We start from the raw sequence: 20,846 nt of genomic DNA, 5'->3' as shown, positions 1-20,846 counted from the left end.
ATCGGCGTCCGGATCTCGTGGCTCATCGTCGCCAAGAACTGCGACTTGGCAAGGTTTGCCGATTCCGCGGCTTCCTTGGCACGTCGCAAGAGCTCATTTGCGGCATCTGCTTCCTGGCTGTGCGCGATCGCGCGCAAGGCGGTCGACTTCAGTTCCTTCGATGCTCTGAAGACCGTCGCGCCAAAAATCATCGCTAGCACCGCCAAGGGCCAGGAATGAACTGCGGGGACGAACAGGCTCACCGCGACCAGTACGGTCAGCTGCATCGCAGCGAGGATCGCGAACGAGCGGCCGACCAGCGTCATGAAAAAGGCGGCCACTGTGATAGAGCCGAAAATCATGCTCACGTAGGTCGTACTTGTCGTGCCTTGCAAGTACGGATAGATGCCGATCGTGGCAACCGCCCAAAGCAACCCCGAAGCTGCCGCGTTGCCCTCTAGCTCACGTTCTGCTCGGTCCAGTTCCGGCGCAGTGAGTGAACTGACATCGAAGTAGCGATGGCCGATCCAAAGACGCCATGCAGCTCCAAGCAGGCCCACGACACCCGCGATGACACTTGCCCCGCGCCGGTCGGCGTCAACGCCCATCACGACGATGACACTGACCGCAGCCACAAGCAGCAAGACACTTCGCGTCGAATTATGAAGCGCAGGACGCAACAGTTCGCGCCGGGCGCCGCTGTCTGACGACAACTGCTCGTTCATGCTGGCTAGCATATCTGCAAGAGTCGGCCGGAAGAACCATGCACGATGCCTTGCCGCGCGTTCGCGATGCTTCTCACTGGTCGCATCGCATGCGAGTGCTGCTCTGGAAGTCATACTCCTTATCAGTACGCATCGTGCGATTGTCGCCACCTTCCACCCGTCGAATGAATTTCGCAATGGCAGCTCGGGGGAAAGTCTCGGCAATTCTCGGCACTGTGCTCGACGCGCACTCACATCCCGATCTCGCCGAGCAAGAGAGAGATAGAGCATTCCATCGCGCCGCCATTGCCCTTGCGGTCAGTGGTATCTGGGCGATTCAGTACATGCTGGGAAAGCAGGTTCAAGCCAGTACCTGGTTTGTGGTTTTCATCGGTCTGCTTAGTGGGATGGCACTCATTCATCGCCATGCCCTCGAGCTCAGACCTACCGCTGCTGTTTACGGCCTCTACCTGTTCCTGGTTCTAGATCCTCTCGTCATCGTCGGCATACTGGTTCAAGACCCCCATACCTTTGCGTTTCTCTACCCGGTCCTGATCGTCGTGGTTGTGCGATGTGGCCTGCGCTACGGCGTTAGAACCATGTACCTAGCTTGGACCGCATCTCTGGCGGCAGTACCGCTACTTCTGGGCAACCCATTCTTCAGGAACGAGGCTGCCCTGACCGCATCGCTCGTGCTCATGCTTCTCTTGGTGCCTGTCCTTTTCCACTCGTTGATTCGGCGAATCCACAACGTCAGGGCGATCGAAACCGAGCGCGCACGCCTTGCTGCCCTCCACGAGGCCTCCGCCGCACGAAGCGCCTTCCTCTCCAAGGTCAGCCACGAACTGCGCTCGCCGCTGCAGGGCATCGTCTCGGCCCTCGACCTGATCGAAATGCGGCATGGCCACCTGCAGGCGAGCGACGCTGATCTCGTCGCGCGCATGAGACGCTCGTCCTTGCTGCTCAACACGCAGCTGAGGGATCTGCTCACGCTGGCCCGGGGCGAAGCGGGCCGGCTCGAGGTGAACCCCGAGCCCTTCGAGGCGACCGCTCTGGTGGAGGCGCTGGTCGACGGGGCACGCGAGCTTGCGAATGCGAGCGAGCTCGAACTCACCGTCGGCCTGCCGGACGGGCCCATCTTCGTCATCGCCGATGCAGCGCGCATCGATCAGGTGCTGACCAACCTCCTGATCAACTCCATCCGCTACACGGAGAAGGGCCAGGTGCGGGTGACGCTGCATCCGTACGACGCCGCGGCGCGGCGCTTGCGCTTCAGCGTCGCCGATACCGGCCCCGGGATACCGGAGGCGGCGCTGCCCACCCTCTTCGTGCCCGACAAGACCCTCGCCGGCGACGAGCGGCGCGGAAAGGGCTCGGGCCTCGGGCTGGCCATCGTCCGAACGCTCGTCGACCTGCTCGGAGGCACGATCGCGGTGACGAGCCACCTCGGCAAGGGAACGACGTTCAAGCTGGAGGTGCCGGCGGAACCGGTCGAGAAGGAAGATTCGGCCGAGCCGCTGGAGCACGCCACGCAACGCGTCCTGGTCGTGGACGACCGGCAGGATGTCCTCGACGCCCTGACCAGCGTCATCGACGAGCTGGGGTTCGAGTGCGACCGTGCGGCGTCGACGGCCGTGGCGGCCAACCTGCTGGCCAGCCGCCGCTACGACATCGTCGTCTTCGACGTCGAGATGCCGGTCAAGAGCGGCGTGGAGCTGGCTGCGGAGACGCGACGCGGAAGCGGTCCGAACGCCAGGTCACGCTTCATCGGGATCAGCGCAGCCGCCGGCAGCATGGCCCCCGGTGAGACATTCGATGCAGTGCTCGCCAAGCCGGTGGACCATGCCGCGCTTCGCCAGGCGTTGACGGGCGGTGCGTACCTGTCGCGGCCGAGCCAGCCCGGCCTCTGGCTGGACGAGGCCTGACCGGCGACGCTCAGCCGGGGCGGGCGACGTCGCGAGGCCGGCCGTACCCCAGCTGCGAGCCCGGCCGCAGGATCTGCCCCGCGGCGAGCACGGCCTGGGTACGCGTGCTGACATTGAGCGAGCGCAGCACGGCAGCGACGTGATCCTTGACCGTCTCGACGGACAGGTGCAGGGCCCGCGCGATCAGCTTGTTGGACTGGCCCTGGAGCAGCAGCTCGAGTACGTCGATCTGGCGCGGCGTCAGCCCGGTCGACGCGAGAACGTGTCGCTCGGCAGCGACTGCCGACCACGGGCCCGGCTCTCCCCCTTCTGGCCCGCTCCTGTCGCGCGGGCGAACGGCGTGCACCCCATGCGAGCGCATCTCCATCGGGGGAACGTAGATCGCCCCTGCCATGACCCGGTGCAAGGCCTCGATCAGGACCTCGTTGCTCGCGCGCTTGGGAACGAAGCCCATCGCGCCGAGGAAGATGGCGCGCGACACGTCGTCGTTGCTGTCCGACGCCGAGACGACGATGACGGGTATCGCAGGGTGGTCCGCTCGGAGCTGGATCAGGACCTCGAACCCGTCGGCGTCGCCCAGCTGGAGGTCCAGCAGGATGAGGTCGAAACCGCTGTCGGACTCGAGCGCCTCGCGCGCCGCCCTCGCCGTCTGCACGCCCACGCTCGCGACGTCCGGCGTCAGCCGCTGGAGGACGGCACCGAGCGCCGACAGGACGAGGGGATGGTCATCGATGAGAAGGGCCTTCATGGAGTCGTCCTTTCTAGGCGGGTTGAGGAAACCGGGTCGCAGGAGCCTCGACGGCTCGATCGAGCCCGGCGCCGACGGGCGCGATGGCAGGTTCGGCCCCCGAAATCAGCCGGTCGTAGGCCGGGATCGCATGCCGGACCTCGAAGCGCTCCATGCGGGCCTCGAAACGAGGCGGCGAGCCCCTGTCGCCGAGCCGGGCCAGCGCCCGCTCGACCAGGGCGTCGAGGTCGAAGAAGTCGAACAGGAAAGGCGCGCCGGCGCGCGCACCGAGGACTTCGCGCACCGGGGCGACGTCCGCCGCCAGGATCGGTGCCTGGCACGCCGCGGCTTCCAGCAAGGACCAGCTCGGGACGAAGGGGTAGGTGAGGTAGAGGTGCGCGGCCGAGACCTGCAGCACCCGAAGATAGTCGGCGCGCGGTATGCGGCCCAGGAAGTGAGTGCGCGTCGGGTCTAGCGACACCTCGCGCAGCATCTTCTCGCGCCAATGGGCCGCGTCTGCCGGCCTCCGGCCGTAACTGATCTCGTCGCCACCGACGATCACCGCCTGGCAGGTGGGGTGCGCTTTCTGGATGCGCTCCAGCGCCCTCATGAAGACGTGGAAGCCGCGGTACGGCTCGAGATTGCGGGCGACGTAGGTCAGGACCGGATCGCCCGTCTTCAGCACCGTGCCGTTCGGCATGCGCAAGGTCGCCTCAGGGTCGGGCCGTAGTTCGTGCGTGGCGATGCCCTCGTGCTGCACCAGGATCCGGGGCTGGAATGCCTCGGGGTGCTGGCCCTTCTGCCAGTGCGTGGGCGCCACTCCCGCGTCGCAGTGCGCCAGGTTGAGCGTGTGCAGCGCGTTCCAGGTCCGGACGCGGGCGCGGTCGTCGAAGGTGAGCGGGAACTCGGGATCGAAGCCCAGGTCGGCGCCCTCGGCGTTGTAGAACCACTCGCAGTAATGAACGAGCCGCGCGTCCGGGAACACGTCCTTCGCATACAGCGTCTCGCCCCAGCCCGGATGGGCCAGAATCGCTTCCGGCGTGAAGCCCGCGTGGCGCAGCCTCAGCATGACGCGGGCGACCTCTTGGCCATGCAGCGTCGCCGCTTCCATCTGGCGCAGGTACCGGTGCTGGGTGGCGTGCCCGTCGCGCGCGGGTCGATAGCGCAGGAGCGCTTCGAAGCCCGCCAGGCCGGGCGCCGTGTCGCGGCCGATCGCCCGCACATCCCAGCCCGGCCGCGCCGCCCACGCTGCCACCAGGTGCCCGAACTGACCCGGGAAGTTCTGGTGCACGACGAGCAGGCGCATCAGCGCTCCCCCAGGCTCTCGGCACGCGCACGCTGCACGGGACTCAGCAGATAGTCGATGACGCGGCGGCGGCCCGTCCTGATCTCCGCCGTGACGTTCATGCCCGGGCCTAGGTTGATCTGCCTGCCGTCGACATCGATGCTCGACCGGCCGAGGGTCAGGCTGGCCGGGAAGTAGGCGCCCCGCTTGTCGTCGGTCACGGCGTCGGCGGTGAGGGTCTTCACTCGCGCGGGGATGGTGCCGTAGCGCGTGAAGGGGAATGTCTCCAGCTTGATCTGCGCCTCTAAACCCGCAAGGACGAAGCCGATGTCCTTGTTGTCGATCGCCACTTCCGCCGTCACCACCGAGTCGCTCGGCACGATGACCATCAGCACCTGCGCCGGCGTGACGACGCCGCCTTCGGTGTGCACCGCCACCTGCTGCACCGTGCCCGAGACGGGTGCCGTCATTTGCGTGAGCTGCGAACGCTGCTCGGTCTTGGTCAGCTCCTGGGTCAGCTGCTGGCGCTTGAGGGCAGCCTGGGCGCCCCGCTCAGCGAGCGAGCGTTGCGTCTCGGCCAGGTAGGCGCTCCGGCTTCGCTCGGCTTCGTTCAACGCCGCACGCGCTTCGGCGAGCCTCGCCGTCTGCATGGCGAGGTCGCGTTCCTGCTCGATGCGCTCGCGCGTGCGGTCCTGGCCGGCATGGTGCGACATGAAGCCCTGCTCGATCAGGCGGTGGAAATCAGCCTCGCGGGCGCGGGCGATCGGAAGCGTCGCCTCCAGCTTGCCCACCAGCTCGCGGACGGTCCCGATCTCCGCCTGGCGTCGCCCCTGCTCGGCGTCGTGCCTGGCCAGCCGGGCCCGGACGTCGTTCCACTCCGTGTCGAGGCGGGCCGCATGGTCGACGTGGCCGGCGGAAGGACCCTCGAGGTTCGGTCGCGGTGGAAGCCGCGCGTGCTTCAACGCGGCCTGCAGCGCGCGGCTGCGCAGCTCCTCCGACTCGGCAGATGCCAGCTGCTCGCGCAGGCTCGCGCCGTCGGCGACGGCGTGCGTGGCATCGAGCTCCACCAGCACCTGACCGGAAGCGACGCGGTCGCCGTCCTTGACCAGCACGCGTCGCACCACGCCCGCCTCCAGCGGCTGCAAGGTCTTCGTGCGGTCGCTCACGACGATCCGCCCGGGCGCCACGGCGACGATGTCGATCTCGCCGAGGCACGCCCACAGAAGCGCAGCGGCGAACAGCGCGCAGACCACCCGGGCGGTCCGCCGTGGCGCCGGATGCGGAGGCGTTTCCTGCAGGCTGAGCGCCGCCGGCAGGAAGGCGGCCTCGTCGGCCAGGCGGCTCGGGCCGGCCAGCTCGCCGCGGGCGCTCCACGCGGCGGCCAGCACCGCCGCGTGGCGTGCGGCGAGCCCCAGGGCCGGGTGTCTCGGTGATGGCGGGGGCGTCGCTGCGACGTGCATCTCAGGCCAGCCCCGGCACGCACACCGGCTCCGCCGTGGTCGCGCCCTCCGCCCCCTCCGGCAGCCGACCGGGCGATCCGGACTGCATCGCCCACAGGTGCGCATAGAGGCCGCGCGCTTGCCGAAGCAGCTCGTCGTGCGATCCGGCCTCGACGACACGGCCCCTGTCCATGACGACGATGCGGTCGGCATGGCGCACCGAGCTGAGCCGATGCGCGATGACGATGACGGTGCGGCCCCGGCAGATGGCAGCCATGTTGCGCTGCAGGATCGCCTCGCTTTCGTAGTCGAGCGCGCTCGTCGCTTCGTCGAGGATCAGGATGCGCGGTTGCGTGAAGAGGGCCCGGGCAATGGCGATCCGCTGGCGCTGCCCGCCGCTCAGGTTGGCGCCCTGCTCGCCCACGACCGTGTCGTAGCCCTCGGGCAGCTCGGCGATGAACTCGTGCGCTCCGGCCAGCGTCGCGACCTTCACGACGGCATCGAGCGATGCGCCCGGATCGGTGATGGCGATGTTCTCGCGGACACTGCGGTTGAAGAGCAGGTTTTCCTGAAGTACCACGCCGATCTGCCGGCGCAGCTGCGCGGCATCGATGAGGCTGATGTCGGTGCCGTCCACCAGGACGCGGCCCTGCTCCGGAACGTAGAGCCTCTGCACGAGCTTGGTCAGGGTGCTCTTCCCCGAGCCGCTGCGCCCGACGATGCCCAGCACCTCTCCCGGCCGGACGTCGATGCCGAGCTCGTGCAGCACCGGCGCTGCTTCGGGTCGGTAGCGAAACGTCACCGCGTCGAACTGGATCCGGCCGCGCAGCGTCGGCAGCTGCGCCGCCGATGCGGCCGGCACCTCCGTGCGGGTGTTGAGGATGTCGCCGAGCCGCGCCATCGAGATGCCCGTCTGCTGGAAGTCGGTCCACAGCTGCGCCATGCGCATGATCGGCTGGGCGACACGCTGCGCGAACATGTTGAAGGCGACGAACTGGCCGACGGTCAGCTGCTGTTCCAGGACCAAGCGGGCGCCGTACCAGAGCATCGCCGCACCGGCCAGCTTGCCGATGAGGTTGACGCCCTCGTGCCCGTAGCTCGCCAGCGTCTGCGTCCGGAAGCTCGCCGACACGTAGGCCGCGAGCTGGGTGTCCCAGCGCCGCGACATCGACGGCTCGAGCGCGCTCGCCTTCACCGTCTGGATACCGGTCACCGCCTCGACCAGCATCGCCTGGTTCTCTGCGCCCCGGGCGAACTTCTCGTCCAGGCGCGCCCGCAGGCACGGGATCATCAGCAGGCTCAGCACCAGGTAGAGCGGCAGGCTGGCCAGGACGATCAGGGTGAGCGGCACGCTGTACGCGAACATCACCGCGATGAACACGACCGAGAAGACGACATCGATCACCAGCGTCATCGCGTTGCCGGTCAGGAAGCCGCGGATGTTCTCGAGCTCGCGGACACGCGCCACCGAGTCGCCGACGCGGCGGGACTGGAAGTAGGCCAGGGGCAGGTTCAGCAGATGCCGGAACAGCCGCGCGCCAAGCTCGACGTCGATCCGGCTGGTGGTATGGCTGAACACGTAGGTTCGCAGGCTGGTCAGGATGCTCTCGAACAGCATCACCACGACCAGCCCGATGACGAGGACATCGAGCGTGGTCAGGCCGCGGTGGACGAGCACCTTGTCCATCACGACCTGGAAGAACAGCGGCGTGACCAGCGCGAACAGCTGCAGGAAAATCGAGATGAGCAAAACCTCGCCGAACAAGGCGCGGTACTTGACGAGGCTCGGGATGAACCAGCTGAAATCGAATCGCGCGAGACCGCCGGTCATGCTCGCGCGGCTGGCGATCAGGACGAGCACGCCGCTCCAGCGCTCGGTGAACACGGCGAGCGGCTCGATCACGGGGCGCGCCCCCGGACCCGCCGCCGACGGGTCCTGGTAGAGCACGCGCTGGCCGCCGCACTGGGCGAGAACGACGACCCGGCCGTCCTCGAGCCATGCCAGAGCGGGCAACGGCGTCATGGCAAGCCGGCTCGGAGCGCACTGGACCGCCTTCGCCTTCAGCCCGAGGTGACGTGCCCCGTGCAGGACTGCTTCGACGCTGGCTCGGTCGGCAGCGCTGCTGCCGAGCTGATGGAGGAGCAGGTCGGGGTCCGCCCGGACGTGATGCAGGCGGGCCAGCAGCGACAGGGCCTGGAGTGCCGAGCGGAGCGGCGTCCCGGACAGGCCGGTCGTGTTCCCGCCCGGCGACGCTGGTCCTTGTGTACCGGGAACCTCCATCGAGCAGGCACTGGTCATCGAGGCGGTCCCCGGTTACATTCCTTGCGCTTGAAGACAATGTACCGGGCAATATTTGTCGTGACAAGCAAGTTATTGCGCCGATAGCGTATTCCCTAGACCAAACCCTTCCGTTTCACGCGAGATACCGTGCCCGACGACGATCCGCGCCCTGCTTCGGCCGACGAGCCTCCGCTGGCCGTCCGGTGCGTACGCGCCTTGATGGAGCGACACGGCCTGCCCAAGTACCGTCAGTCCGCCTGGCTCGCCGACGCCATGGGGCTGTCGTACTCGCAGGCACACCGGCGCCTCTCCGGCGCCGCGCCGTGGACCCTCGAGGAGCTCGAGCGGGTCGGCGCCTTGTTCGGCGAAAACGTCGAACAGGTGGTGGCGCTCGGGCAGCGGCGGGCGAGCGACGAGGTGCCCGGCGTCATTACGATCGGCAACTCAACGGTCGCGTGCCGCCTCTGGATCGGCGATGTCCTCGAGAACCCGGGGGAGGAGTCGGTGGTCGCGGTCCGCACGCCGTCCGGCTGGGCTGCGGTGGGCGCCAGCGAAGCGACCGCGAGCCCCGTCTACCGCGTCGATCGCATCGAGCCCCGGCCGGGCGCCGCCGCGAGGAAGGTCGTCGCCGTCCTCGACGACGACGAGGACCTGACGGACACCATCTGCGAGCACCTGGCCGCGAGCGGCTACGACGCCCGGCCCTTCTACGACTCGCCGGCGCTGCTCAAGAGCAGCCAGCTCGTCTCCTACGACGGCTACGTCGTCGACTGGATCGTCGGCGAGACGAGCGCGCTGGAGCTGATCGCGGCGCTGCGCGCGGCCGACGCCACCTGCCCGATCATCGTCCTCACGGCGCAGGTTCTCTCCGGGAGGGTCGACGAGGCCGACATCGCCGATGCGGTCCGCGCCCACAACCTCGGCTTCAGCGAGAAGCCGGTCCGGATGTCGATCCTCTCGGCCATGCTCGGCCGCGCCTTCGCCCCGCCGCCTGCCCCACCGACGTGACCGTCAGGCGAGCTTGCCGTGGCACTGCTTGTACTTCTTGCCGCTGCCGCACGGGCAGGGGTCGTTGCGCCCGACCTTCGGCAGGTTCGAGCTGCGCGATGACGCCATGGCCGCGGCGACCGCGCCGAGCGCGGCGTCGGCGGCCACCGCCGTGTCGCGGTCTTCCGACACGCTGCCGTCGTCGTTCGGATGCGTGTAGGTGATGTTGCTGATGTTCTCGGCGCGCTGCTCGATGGCCGCGGCCGCCTGCGCGACCTCTTCCTCCGACTGGATGCGCACGTTCATGAGGATGCGCGTCACGTCCATCTTCACGACGTCGAGCATCTGCGAGAACAGCTCGAAGGCCTCGCGCTTGTATTCCTGCTTCGGGTTCTTCTGCGCGTAGCCGCGCAGGTGGATGCCCTGGCGCAGGTAGTCGAGCGCGGCCAGGTGCTCGCGCCAGTGCTGGTCGATCGACTGCAGCAGGATCATGCGCATGAAGGGCGTGAAGCTCTCGAGGCCGACCCGCTCGATCTTCGCGTCAAAAAGCGCGTCCGCCGCCTGCGTGACCTTCTCGGCGATGTCCTCGTCGGTGATCGAGTCGCTCTTCTCCACCTCGGCGGCGAGGCCGACGTCGAGTTGCCACTCCTCCCGCAGGACCTTCTCCAGCCCGGGCAGGTCCCACTGCTCCTCGACCGTCTGCACCGGCACGAAGGTGCGCACGATGTCTTCCATCGTGCTGCGGCGCAGGTTGGCGATCTGCGCGACCAGACTCGGTGCCTCGAGGATGTCGTTGCGCTGCTGGTAGATCACCTTGCGCTGGTCGTTGGCGACGTCGTCGTACTCGAGCAGCTGCTTGCGGATGTCGAAGTTGCGCGCCTCGACCTTGCGCTGCGCGCCTTCGATCGAGCGCGTGACGATGCCGGCCTCGATGGCCTCGCCGTCGGGCATCTTCAGCCGCTCCATGATCGCCCGCACCCGCTCGCCGGCGAAGATGCGCATCAGCGAGTCGTCGAGGCTCAGGTAGAAGCGCGACGAGCCCGGGTCGCCCTGGCGGCCGGAGCGGCCGCGCAGCTGGTTGTCGATGCGCCGGCTCTCGTGGCGCTCGGTGGCGATGATGCGCAGACCCCCCTGCGCCTTGACGGCATCGTGCAGGCCCTGCCACTCGTCCTTCAGCTTCTGCGCGCGCGCGAGCTTTTCCTCGGCCGGGATCGCCGGATCGGCGTCGATGATCTTGATCTGGTTCTCGACGTTGCCACCGAGAACGATGTCGGTGCCGCGGCCGGCCATGTTGGTGGCGATCGTGATCACGCCAGGGCGGCCGGCCTGGGCGACGATCTCGGCCTCCTTGGCGTGCTGCTTGGCGTTGAGCACGGCACGCGTGAGCTTGGCCTTTTGCAGCAGGCCCGAGAGCAGCTCCGAGTTCTCGATCGACGTCGTGCCGACGAGCACCGGCTGGCCGCGCGTGTGGCAGTCGCGGATGTCCTCGATCACCGCCTCGAACTTCTCGCGCGCGGTCTTGTAGACGAGGTCGAGCTCGTCCTTGCGGATGGTCGGCAGGTTGGGCGGGATGACGACCGTCTCGAGACCGTAGATCTCCTGGAACTCGTAGGCCTCGGTGTCGGCCGTGCCGGTCATGCCGGAGAGCTTGCCGTACATGCGGAAGTAGTTCTGGAAGGTGATCGAGGCGAGCGTCTGGTTCTCGCTCTGGATCGGCACGCCTTCCTTGGCTTCGACCGCCTGGTGCAGGCCGTCGCTCCAGCGCCGGCCCGTCATGAGGCGGCCGGTGAACTCGTCGACGATGACGACCTCCATGTCGCCGTCGGCCCCGCGCTGCACGACGTAGTGCTGGTCGCGGTTGTAGAGGTGCCTGGCACGCAGCGCCGCGTAGACGTGGTGCATGAGGGTGATGTTGGCCGGGTCGTACAGGCTCGCGCCCTCGACCAGGAGGCCCGCTTCGCGCAGCAGCCGCTCGGCGTTCTCGTGCCCGTCTTCGGTGAGGAAGACCTGGTGCGTCTTCTCGTCGACGGTGAAGTCCCCGGGCTCGATGACGCCCTCGCCGGTGCGCAGGTCGAGCTCGCCGATCTGCTTCTTCAGCTGCGGCACGACCGCGTTGATGCGGACGTACATCTCGGTGTGGTCTTCGGCCTGGCCGCTGATGATCAGCGGCGTGCGCGCCTCGTCGATGAGGATCGAGTCGACCTCGTCGACAATCGCGTACGACAGGCCGCGTGCGACGCGGTCGGCCGTGTCCTGGACCATGTTGTCGCGCAGGTAGTCGAAGCCGAACTCGTTGTTCGTGCCGTAGGTGACGTCGGCGCCGAACGCGGCCTGCTTCTCCTCGCGCGTCATCTGCGGCAGGTTCACGCCGACGGTCAGGCCGAGAAAGGTGTAGAGCCGGCCCATCCACTCGGCGTCGCGGCGCGCCAGGTAGTCGTTGACGGTGACGACGTGGACGCCCTTGCCGCTGAGCGAGTTGAGGTACACGGGCAGGGTCGCCATCAGCGTCTTGCCTTCACCCGTGCGCATCTCGGCGATCTTGCCGGCGTGCAGGGCCATGCCGCCGATCAGCTGGACGTCGAAGTGGCGCATCTTCAGGGTCCGCTTGGACGCCTCGCGGACCACGGCGAAGGCCTCGGGCAGCAGCTCGTCGAGCGAGGTGCCGGCGGCGACGCGCTGGCGCAGCTCAGCGGTCTTGCCGCGCAGCGCCTCGTCGCTCAGCGACTGCAGGCCGCTCTCGAGCGCATTGACCTTCACCACGACCTGCCGGTATTGCTTCAGCAGCCTGTCGTTGCGGCTGCCGAAGAGCGAAGTGAGGAGCTTGGGCAACATGCGTATCGGAGGGTGTGAGGCGCGCTGAGGCAGGACGCAGCGCCAGGTCGACCCGGACGCTCCGCGGAGAACGTTCGGAACTGCGGCCGACAGTCGCGAATGCAACCGCGCATTTTACCAGCCGCCCCGCTGGTTAGACTTTGCCCATGCACCGCCGAGCCCTGCCTCCGCCCAGCGCCGCCCTGCCGATCGGCGATGCCCTGCGCTCGAGCCCCCCACTCGGCCGGCTCGCGGAACGGATGCGCCAGTCGAACGCCGCCTACGCCGCCGTTCGCCCGCTCCTCCCGCCGGGGCTCGCCGTCCAGGTGCAGCCCGGCCCCATCGACGAAGCCGGCTGGTCGGTTCTGTGCGCCAACGCCGGCGTCGCCGCCAAGCTGCGCCAGCTGGTGCCGCGCCTCGAGCAGCACCTGCGAGAAAACGGCCTCGGGGTGGCATCGATCCGCGTCAAGGTCCAGCCGAGTTGAGGCTTGCGTCAACAATTCCCGCTGCCCGCCCGTTAAGCGGGCAGGACTGAACTCTTCCCAGCCGGCGCGACTCCGTGCCTGAACCCTGTCTTCGAGCCTGCGCATGAACCGACGCCACTTCTCCTTCACCTCCTGCGGCCTGATCGGAGCCGCCCTGTGGCCGCTTCAGCCGGCCTGGTCGCAGGGCGCCGGACCCGTCGAGGGCAAGAACTTCACGCGGGTCGAGCCGCCGCAACCGGTGCGCGAGCCCGGCAAGATCGAGGTGCTCGAGTTCTTCTCGTACGCCTGCCCGCATTGCAGCGCCTTCGAGCCCACGCTCGACAGCTGGGCCGCCCAGCTCCCGGCCGACGTCGTCCTGCGCCGGGTCCCGGTGCCCTTCCTCATGAATGCCGAGAACTTCCAGCGCACCTACTACGCGCTCGAGTCGCTCGGCCTCGTGCCGACCCTGCAGCAGAAGATCTTCCGCGCCATCCACATCGACCGGCAGCGGCTCGAGAAGCCCGAGGACATCGCCGCCTTCGTCGGCAAGAACGGCGGCGACGAGGCCAAGTTCATGGCTGCGTTCAAGTCGTTCTCGGTGGCGACGTCGGTGAGCCGGGCCAAGAAGGCCATCGCCGACTACAAGGTGGAAAGCGTCCCGCTGCTGGTGATCAACGGTCGCTACGTCACGTCGCCTTCGATGGCCGGCGGTGCATCGCAATCCCTGGCCGTGGCCGACCAGCTGATCCAGCGCTCGCGAGCCAGGTAGCTCCGGGTCCGACGCTACCCGAGGAGCCGCAGCGGCCGGAAGAACTCTCGGATCTCGCGGGCGAGGACCTCGGGCTGCTCCAGCGCAGCGAAGTGGCCGCCGCGCGTCGCGATGGTCCAGCGCCGGATGTCCGCGTAGGTGCGCTCAGCGAGCGAACGCGGCGGTCGCAAAATCTCCTTCGGGAACTCCACGTAGCCGGTCGGCACCTGGATGCGTTCGCCCGGAGGGATCGGCCAGGGGCCGTGCAGCCGCGCGTAGTACGGCCAGAACGACGACCCGATGGCGGCCGTCGCCCAGTAGAGCGTGATGTTGGCGAGCAGGTCGTCGCGACTCACCGCCGACTCGAGGTCGCCGTCATGGTCGGTCCAGCGGTGGAACTTCTCGACCATCCACGCAGCGAGGCCGGCGGGAGAGTCGGTCAGCCCGACGGCGAGCGTCGTCGGCCGCGTGCCCTGGATCCACTGATAGCCGGTCTCTTCCTGCAGCCAGGTCTCGAGCTGGCCGAGGAAGACGGCTTCCTCCGGCGTGGGCTGGGACAGCATCTGCCGGTCGCGACGCACCGCCAGCAGGTTGAGGTGGATGCCGATCAGCTGGTCGGCAAAGGAATGACCGAGGCGCGAGGTCACGAATGCGCCCCAGTCGCCGCCCTGGGCGCCGAAGCGACGGTAGCCGAGCACGTCGGTCATCAGGGCAGCGAAGGTGTCGGCGATCTCGACGACGCCGAAGCGCGCCTGCCCCGGCGCGAACGAGAGCGTGTAGCCGGGCAGCGACGGCGCGACCACGGTGAAAGCGTCGGCCGGGTCGGCGCCGAAGCGTCCCGGGTCGGTGAGCATCGGCAGGATGGCGCCGAACTCGAGGATCGACCCGGGCCACCCGTGCGACAGGAGAAGCGGCATCGGCGCCGGCCCGTGCCCTTCCTCGTGGATGAAATGCAGCTCGATGCCGCTCAGGGGCACGGTGAACTGGCGCAGGCCGTTCAGCGCCTCCTCGTGCCGGCGCCAGTCGAAGCCGTCGCGCCAATAGGCCACGAGCTCCCGCAGGTAGGCGACGCTGCTGCCGGTGGACCACGGCTTACCCGGCGGCTCGTCCGGCCAGCGCACATGTTGCAAGCGCCGGCGCAGGTCGTGCAGGACTTCGTCGGCGACATGCAGACGAAAACCTCGCGGCCGCGGCCCGCTCATGCACGGCTCCCCGTGCGGCCACAGCCGGTGGCCCCCCGCATGGCCCGATGCGTCAGCGCCCGGCCTTCCGCTTCTGCCGCCGGCCAATGAAGGCCAGGGCGCCGAGACCGGCCATCATCAAGGCATAGGTCTCCGGCTCCGGAATGGCGGCGACGGTCGCAATCGGCTCGGCATAGATGAAGTCGTCCATCACGACGACGTCCGCAGCAGCGCTTTCGTTCGCGCCGGGGGCCGTGTTGCCCGACGTGATGCGCACCCGGCCGACCCGTTCGCCGGCGTTGAACAGCACGCCGAGGAACGACAGCGTCTCGTTGCCCGCCGCCGGAGCGGCGAAGAAGGTCCCGAGCGAGTTGCTGCCGACGCCAAAGAACTCCAGGCTCGTCACCGACGGCAGATCCACGTCGCTGAAGACCGCACCGAATGCCGATACCGTCGCCCGCGTCGTCGACCCGGGAACGAAGAAGCTGACATCGGTGATGTTGCTGCCGATGGCGGTGAACAGCCGCTGCGCGCTGAAGGTCTCGAACAGCGCCGGGTAGCCCGCGTTGAGATTGCCGAACTCGATCCCCCCCGCAGCCGCACTGGCGCTGACCTGGAAGCCGGTGCCCGGGGTCGAGAAGACCACACCGCGCGGCGAGTTGACGTTGAAGAAGTTCGCCGGAAGCAGGCTCGGTGCGGAAAAGGCGTCCGGCACGCCGTCCCAGTTGATCTCGCGCCGGCCGCTGCCGAAGCTGCCGACGACGTTCGCGTTGAGCGAGCCGAGCGCCGTGCGGAACGAGGTGACGGACGGCAGGATGTCCGCCGGAGCGTCACCGGCGCTGGCGAAGGTGACGGGCGCGGCCTGCACCGCAGAGGACGCGGTGACCATCAGCGCGGCGATCGTTGCGTGGGCACATCTCATCGGGCTGCCTCGTTCGAAGGGTTCATGTCACTATAACGAGCACGACCCTCGGTGCAACCCCCTGTCTCGCGGGTGACGGTTCGCTCTGCTAGCGCGACTTCATGCGCTTGATGCGGCGCTGTGCCGCCGCCGTGATCAGACCTCGCTCGAGCGCCGAGGCCTCGGCATAGAGCCGCTCGCCCTCTTGGAGGCACTGGGCCTGGCGCAGCTTGCGGCTGTCGGGCGACAGGGCCCGGAAGTCCTGCTCGGCGGATTCCAGGAGCCGGCGCGCCTCGACCTCGCGCAGGCCGGCGAGGTACTGCCGGCCGACGAACGTGAAGCCGCTGCGAACGACTTTCAGCAACTCGGGCTCGATCGCTGCCCCGGCCTTGAGCGTCTCGGTCAGCGCGGCCTCGCGCCCCTTGAGGGCTGCGACACACGCTGCCGCGTGCCCGGCCGAGGCAGGCGCACCCCAAGCTGCGCTGCCGAGGCAGAGCACGAGGGGAGCGACCATGCTGACGAGGAAGGGGGGCATCGACCAGATTCGGCGGGACTCTCCTCCAACGGCACGGAGGCGACCGCGTTGACCGGTCGAGCCGCTCGGCTCGACCGTGTCAGGCGACGCCTGCGTCAGGGACGCGTGCCCGAAGGGCTGCTGGCCGCGCTGCCGCTCGTTCCGGCCGACCCGGAGCCGGTGCTGCCCGAGCCCATCGTGCCGGACCCGGTGCTTCCCGAGCCCATGCTTCCCGAGCCCATGCTGCCCGAGCCCGTCGAGCCCGAGCCGCTGCCCGTCGAGCCCGAGCCCATGCTGCCGGTGGAGCTGGAACCCGTGGTGCTGCCGGCTCCCGAGCCGGTCGTGCCGGTGCCTGCGGAGCCGGATCGGGAAGTGCCCGAGCCGGTCGAGGTGCCGGTCGCGCCGGTACCGCTGGCGCCAGTGTCGGAGCCACGGTTGCAGCCCGTGAGGACAAGCAAGCCGGCCGCCGTCAGCGACAGCAACAGGGTTTTCGATGCGTTCATGTGGATGACTCCTGGTGATCTGATGCATCGGAGATAGGCAAGGTGCGTTCCCGCGCCTCCTGCGCGCAGGGGGCGGCGGAGCGGGAAACTTGCGGTAGATCAAGCCGGTAACGCGGCCTGAGCCGATCATGGCCCGGGCCCATGACGACCGTCCTCGAGCGCATTCCGCCGCGCGCGCCCCTCTCCGCCGACGCGGCGCCCTGTGTCGACGATCCGGACGCGCAGGCCGCCTTCACGAGCTGGAGCGACGACGACTCCGGCCGGCGCATCGCGGTGTCGCACTTGCAGCTGACCGGGCTGTGGTGTGCCGGGTGCGCGACCGTCATCGAGCAGGCGCTCGCCGCCGAGCCCGGCGTCCTCGATGCTCGCGTGAGCTACGGCAGCGAGCGCGCCACGGTGCGCTGGGATCCGCAACGCACGCGCGTCTCCGGGCTCCTGGAGGCAATCGGCCGTGTTGGCTACGGCGCCGTTCCCGACGTCGCTGCATCGGCCCGCGCGCTGCGCCGCGGCGAAGAGCGTCGCATGCTCTGGCGCCTGGTCGTGGCCGTGTTCTGCATGATGCAGGTCATGATGTACCAGGCGCCGCTCTACGTGGCGGGGCCCGGGACGCTGACGCCCGACCTGCGCACCCTCCTGCTCTGGGCCGCCTTTCTGCTCAGCGTGCCGGTCGTGGTCTTCGCCGCCGCGCCGTTCTTCCGCGACGCGTGGGCAGGCCTGCGGCAGCGGCGGATCGGGATGGACCTGCCGGTGGCCCTCGGCATCGGCCTGGCCTTCGTCGCAAGCACCGGCGCCACCTTCGATCCCGACGGCATCTTCGGCGCCGACGCGTACTTCGACTCGCTGACGATGTTCGTCAGCTTCCTGCTCGCCGGCCGCTTTCTCAACGTGAGGCGGCGCCACCGCGCCGGGGCGACGCTCGTGGCTGCGGTGCCGCGCCTGCCCGTCGCGGTGCGCCGCCTCGAGGCGGACGGCAGGACCACGCTCGTGGCGCCGCAGCGGCTCCGCCGCGGCGATTGCGTCCAGGTGCTCGCGGGCGAGGCGTTTCCGGCCGACGGCCGCCTCGTCGCCGGCCGCACCGAGGTGGACGAGGCGCTGCTCACGGGCGAGTCCCGGCCCGTCGCGAAACAGGCCGGCGACAAGGCCATCGCCGGCAGCATCAACCTGCGCGGCGCGGTCGTGCAGCAGGTCGAGCGCCTCGGCGCCGACACCCGCTACGAGGGCATCGTCGCGCTCATGCGCGACACCCTGGCCGACCGGCCGGCCCTGCGGCGCAGCGCCGACCGGATCGCCGGCCCGGTCCTTTGGGCGGTGCTCGTCTGGGCCGCCGCGGCGGCCGCCGGGTGGTCGATGATCGACCCCGGCCGCGCACTTCCGGTCGCCGTGGCGGTGCTCATCGTCACCTGCCCGTGCGCGCTGTCGCTGGCGGCGCCTTCGGCCCTGCTCGCCGCCGCCGGCGCGATGGCCCGGCGCGGCGTCCTCGTCCGCCGCCTCGACGCGATCGAGGCGCTGGCCGGCATCGACAGCGTCTGCTTCGACAAGACCGGCACCCTCACCGACGCCCGTCTCGCCCTGGCCTCGATCGAGCTGCAGGCGGCGGCGACCCGCAACGCCCTCGACGACGCGACCGTGCTGGCCCGGGCCGCGTCGCTCGCCCGGATGTCGACGCACCCCCTGGCGGCATCGCTCGCCGAAGCCGCGCCGCTGGCCGCGATGCCGACCGACTGGCGCGACGTGCACGAGATGCCGGGCCAGGGCATCGAGGCCGCGGCGGCGTCCGGAGGACGCAGCCGGCTCGGCTCCCTCGCGTGGGTCGGCGGAGCCGATCCTCGGACGATGGCGCCCGCCGGCCCCGAGGCCTGGTTCGGCGACGCCGACGGCGTCCTCGCCCGCTTCGTCTTCGCCGAAGGCCTGCGCGCCGACGCCGCCGCCTCGGTCGCCGCACTGCGCACGGCCGGCCTCGGCCTGCACATGCTCTCCGGCGACCGTGCCGACCGCGTCCGGGCGGTCGCAGCGCGGCTGGGCATCGAGCAGGCGCAGGGCGATGCTTCACCGGCCGACAAGCGCGACGCCGTCGCGCGACTGCAGGCGGCCGGGCACCGGGTCGCGATGGTCGGCGACGGCATCAACGACGCGCCCGTGATGGCGCGTGCCGATGTCTCGTTCGCGGTCGGCCAGGGCACGGCCCTGACCCGCGCCCGCGCCGACATCGCCCTGCTGTCCGGCTCGCTCGACGACGTCGTCTGGGCGCATGGCGTGGCGCGGCGGGCACTCGCCATCGTGCGCCAGAACCTGGCCGCGTCGCTGGCCTACAACCTGGTCTGCGTGCCCCTGGCCATGCTCGGCGCGTTCCCGCCGTGGGCTGCTGGCCTGGGCATGGCGGCAAGCTCGCTCGTCGTCGTCGTCAACTCGCTGCGTGTCGACCCCGCGGCGCGCCCCACCTTCTCAGGAGCCGCGCGACCATGAGCTTCCAGACCGTCACCGTCCATCTCGACGCCGGCCGCCGTTGCGCGGCACGCACGGACCTCGCCGCGCGCATCGCAGCCGCCCACGGCGGCCGCCTCGTCGGCGTGGTCGGCACGGGCGTGCCCGACGTCGTCCTCACCCTCGACGCGGCCGTGCCTGACAGCCTCGACCTGGTCGCGCTCTCGTCCGCCTACCTGCGGGCGCGCGCCGAGGAGGTGGCGCGCGACTTCGCCGCCCGGGCCTCGACGGCGCCGAAGGCGAGCCTCGAGCCGTGCATCGTCGAAGCCGAGGCCGTGGACGCGGTCTGCGCCCGCGGGCGCTGCGGCGATCTGGTCGTCGTCGGCCAGACCGACCCCGACGAGAGCGTCGACGGCATCGCCGCCGACCTGCCGCAGCAGGTGCTCCTGCACGCCGGTGCGCCGCTGCTGATCGTGCCCTACGCCGGCCGGTTCGCCGCGGTCGGCCGGCGCGTCCTCGTCGCCTGGAAGGACACCCGCGAGTCGGCGCGCGCCGTCCGCGACGCGCTGCCGTTCCTGGCCCGGGCCGAGCAGGTCACCGTCCTGACTGTCGCCGAGCCGGACGATGCCGGCAGCGAGGGCACGTCGTCGCTCGAGCCGCTTCGCCTCTGGCTGCGCAGCCACGGCATCGAGGCGGAGATGCGCTGGGGGCCGGCAGCGGCCGACGCCGCCGATGCGCTCCTCTCCCGGGCCACCGACCTGTCCGCCGACCTGATCGTGATGGGCGGCTACGGCCACTCGCGCCTGCGCGAGTGGGTCCTCGGCGGCGTGACGCGGCACCTGCTCGCGCACATGACCGTTCCCGTGCTCATGTCGCACTGAGTCAGGCCGTGGACATCCTGTTCCTGCTGGTGCCGCTCTCGGTGCTCCTCGTCCTGGTCCTGCTGGGCGTCTTCGCCTGGGCCCTGCACGGCGGCCAGTTCGACGACCTCGGCCGCGAGGGCGAGCGGATCCTCGAGTCCGGCCCGAAGGTTGATCTCGATCAAGCCGTCGCGCCCGCCCCGCGCCCAGACTGGCGGCCATGACGTCCATCACCGCCCCGTCGGGCCCGCTGCCCGCCTCCGCGTCCTCCACCCTGGCCGCGACGAAAGTCACCGCCGCCACCGAAGCCCGGGGCAGCTACGACGACCGGGCCGTCCGGCTCTTCGCCCTGGCCGCCGTGCTCTGGGGTGTGGTCGGCATGGCGGTCGGGGTCCTCATCGCCGCGCAGCTGGCCTGGCCGGAGCTGAACTTCGGCATCTCGTGGCTGAGCTACGGGCGGCTGCGCCCGCTGCACACCAACGCCGTCATCTTCGCCTTCGGCGGCTGCGCCCTGATGGCCAGCAGCTACTACGTCGTGCAGCGGACGTCGCAGGTGCGCCTCTTCATGCCGCGGCTGGCGATGTTCACCTTCTGGGGCTGGCAGGCGGTCATCCTCGCCGCGGCGGTGTCGCTGCCGCTCGGCCACACGCAGGGCAAGGAGTACGCGGAGCTCGAGTGGCCGATCGACCTCCTGATCGCCGTCGTCTGGATCGCCTACGCGGTGGTCTTCTTCGGCACCATCGGCATCCGCAAGGTGCGCCACATCTACGTCGCGAACTGGTTCTACGGCTCGTTCATCATCGCCGTCGCCTTGCTGCACATCGTCAACAGCGCGGCCATTCCGGTCGGGCCGATGAAGAGCTACTCGGCCTACGCCGGCGTGCAGGACGCCATGATCCAGTGGTGGTACGGCCACAACGCGGTGGGCTTCTTCCTCACCGCCGGCTTCCTCGGGATGATGTATTACTTCGTCCCGAAGCAGGCCGAGCGCCCGGTGTACTCGTACCGGCTGTCGATCGTCCACTTCTGGGCCCTGATCTTCACGTACATGTGGGCGGGCCCGCACCACCTGCACTACACCGCGCTGCCCGACTGGGCGCAGTCGATCGGCATGAT

The 20,846-nt window shown here is 69.5% G+C and carries 17 protein-coding genes and 1 pseudogene; 9 read left to right on the top strand and 9 right to left on the bottom strand.

The window, feature by feature from the left end; genetic code table 11:
* Positions 1 to 704 (bottom strand): annotated as a pseudogene (locus AC30N0_RS19450) (ATP-binding protein); the annotation flags it as partial.
* Positions 705 to 868: 164 nt separating this feature from the next.
* Between AC30N0_RS19450 and AC30N0_RS19445 the strand changes: the two are divergent.
* On the top strand, positions 869 to 2,608 hold the full coding sequence (locus AC30N0_RS19445; RefSeq protein WP_489519532.1) for a hybrid sensor histidine kinase/response regulator: 1,740 nt from the start codon (positions 869 to 871) through the stop codon (positions 2,606 to 2,608).
* 10 nt (positions 2,609 to 2,618) lie between these two features.
* On the opposite strand, the gene AC30N0_RS19440 is transcribed toward AC30N0_RS19445, so the two are convergent.
* From AC30N0_RS19440 to AC30N0_RS19425, 4 genes are read right to left on the bottom strand one after another with little or no spacing between them, the layout of a single operon-like run.
* Positions 2,619 to 3,356: a response regulator gene (locus AC30N0_RS19440; protein ID WP_489519531.1), complete on the bottom strand. Its 738-nt coding sequence runs from the start codon at positions 3,354 to 3,356 to the stop codon at positions 2,619 to 2,621.
* Positions 3,357 to 3,369: 13 nt separating this feature from the next.
* Positions 3,370 to 4,641 carry a glycosyltransferase gene (locus tag AC30N0_RS19435; RefSeq protein WP_489519530.1) on the bottom strand — a complete coding sequence of 424 codons (1,272 nt, stop codon included), beginning with the start codon at positions 4,639 to 4,641 and terminating at the stop codon, positions 3,370 to 3,372.
* The gene (locus AC30N0_RS19430) at positions 4,641 to 6,080 is read right to left on the bottom strand and encodes an HlyD family type I secretion periplasmic adaptor subunit (RefSeq protein ID WP_489519529.1); all 1,440 of its coding nucleotides are present in this window, start codon (positions 6,078 to 6,080) and stop codon (positions 4,641 to 4,643) included. The genes AC30N0_RS19435 and AC30N0_RS19430 overlap by 1 nt, the downstream gene beginning before the upstream one ends.
* Position 6,081: 1 nt before the next feature.
* Positions 6,082 to 8,358 carry a type I secretion system permease/ATPase gene (locus AC30N0_RS19425; protein WP_489519528.1) on the bottom strand — a complete coding sequence of 759 codons (2,277 nt, stop codon included), beginning with the start codon at positions 8,356 to 8,358 and terminating at the stop codon, positions 6,082 to 6,084.
* A 129-nt stretch (positions 8,359 to 8,487) separates the two neighbouring features.
* On the opposite strand from AC30N0_RS19425, the gene AC30N0_RS19420 reads away from it, so the two are divergent.
* On the top strand, positions 8,488 to 9,348 hold the full coding sequence (locus AC30N0_RS19420) for a helix-turn-helix domain-containing protein (RefSeq protein ID WP_489519527.1): 861 nt from the start codon (positions 8,488 to 8,490) through the stop codon (positions 9,346 to 9,348).
* A gap of 3 nt (positions 9,349 to 9,351) precedes the next feature.
* Here AC30N0_RS19420 and secA read toward each other — a convergent pair whose 3' ends face one another.
* On the bottom strand, positions 9,352 to 12,159 hold the full coding sequence (gene secA / locus AC30N0_RS19415) for a preprotein translocase subunit SecA (RefSeq protein ID WP_489519526.1): 2,808 nt from the start codon (positions 12,157 to 12,159) through the stop codon (positions 9,352 to 9,354).
* Between the two features lie 146 nt (positions 12,160 to 12,305).
* On the opposite strand from secA, the gene AC30N0_RS19410 reads away from it, so the two are divergent.
* Both AC30N0_RS19410 and AC30N0_RS19405 read left to right on the top strand, forming a co-directional pair.
* Positions 12,306 to 12,623, top strand: a complete 318-nt coding sequence (locus tag AC30N0_RS19410) for a hypothetical protein (protein WP_489519525.1) — start codon at positions 12,306 to 12,308, stop codon at positions 12,621 to 12,623.
* 103 nt (positions 12,624 to 12,726) lie between these two features.
* Positions 12,727 to 13,371, top strand: a complete 645-nt coding sequence (locus tag AC30N0_RS19405) for a thiol:disulfide interchange protein DsbA/DsbL (protein WP_489519524.1) — start codon at positions 12,727 to 12,729, stop codon at positions 13,369 to 13,371.
* Positions 13,372 to 13,385: 14 nt separating this feature from the next.
* Here AC30N0_RS19405 and AC30N0_RS19400 read toward each other — a convergent pair whose 3' ends face one another.
* The 3 genes from AC30N0_RS19400 to AC30N0_RS19390 all read right to left on the bottom strand — a co-directional run bounded on the left by AC30N0_RS19400 (position 13,386) and on the right by AC30N0_RS19390 (position 15,967).
* Positions 13,386 to 14,552, bottom strand: a complete 1,167-nt coding sequence (locus AC30N0_RS19400; protein WP_489519523.1) for an epoxide hydrolase family protein — start codon at positions 14,550 to 14,552, stop codon at positions 13,386 to 13,388.
* A 52-nt stretch (positions 14,553 to 14,604) separates the two neighbouring features.
* The gene (locus AC30N0_RS19395) at positions 14,605 to 15,453 is read right to left on the bottom strand and encodes a PEP-CTERM sorting domain-containing protein (protein ID WP_489519522.1); all 849 of its coding nucleotides are present in this window, start codon (positions 15,451 to 15,453) and stop codon (positions 14,605 to 14,607) included.
* Between the two features lie 88 nt (positions 15,454 to 15,541).
* Positions 15,542 to 15,967 carry a hypothetical protein gene (locus tag AC30N0_RS19390; RefSeq protein ID WP_489519521.1) on the bottom strand — a complete coding sequence of 142 codons (426 nt, stop codon included), beginning with the start codon at positions 15,965 to 15,967 and terminating at the stop codon, positions 15,542 to 15,544.
* 105 nt (positions 15,968 to 16,072) lie between these two features.
* Here AC30N0_RS19390 and AC30N0_RS19385 point away from each other — a divergent pair, with 105 nt between their 5' ends.
* From AC30N0_RS19385 to AC30N0_RS19365, 5 genes are all read left to right on the top strand, one after another.
* Positions 16,073 to 16,486, top strand: coding sequence for a hypothetical protein (locus AC30N0_RS19385; RefSeq protein ID WP_489519520.1), 414 nt, complete (start codon positions 16,073 to 16,075; stop codon positions 16,484 to 16,486).
* Between the two features lie 104 nt (positions 16,487 to 16,590).
* Positions 16,591 to 18,912 carry a heavy metal translocating P-type ATPase gene (locus AC30N0_RS19380; RefSeq protein ID WP_489519519.1) on the top strand — a complete coding sequence of 774 codons (2,322 nt, stop codon included), beginning with the start codon at positions 16,591 to 16,593 and terminating at the stop codon, positions 18,910 to 18,912.
* Positions 18,909 to 19,751: a universal stress protein gene (locus AC30N0_RS19375; RefSeq protein WP_489519518.1), complete on the top strand. Its 843-nt coding sequence runs from the start codon at positions 18,909 to 18,911 to the stop codon at positions 19,749 to 19,751. Before AC30N0_RS19380 ends, AC30N0_RS19375 begins: the two co-directional genes overlap by 4 nt.
* 8 nt (positions 19,752 to 19,759) lie before the next feature.
* Entirely contained in the window at positions 19,760 to 19,954 is a 195-nt protein-coding gene (gene ccoS / locus AC30N0_RS19370; protein ID WP_489519517.1) for a cbb3-type cytochrome oxidase assembly protein CcoS, read from the top strand.
* On the top strand, positions 19,951 to 20,846 hold an 896-nt coding region (locus AC30N0_RS19365; RefSeq protein ID WP_489519516.1), incomplete at its 3' end, for a cbb3-type cytochrome c oxidase subunit I. The genes ccoS and AC30N0_RS19365, both read left to right, overlap by 4 nt.

It is taken from the genome of Rhizobacter sp., from assembly GCF_031412495.1.
GTDB lineage: Bacteria > Pseudomonadota > Gammaproteobacteria > Burkholderiales > Burkholderiaceae_C > Schlegelella_A.
Note: the sequence above shows the minus strand (reverse complement) of the source record. Positions and strands in the feature narration are given on the sequence as shown.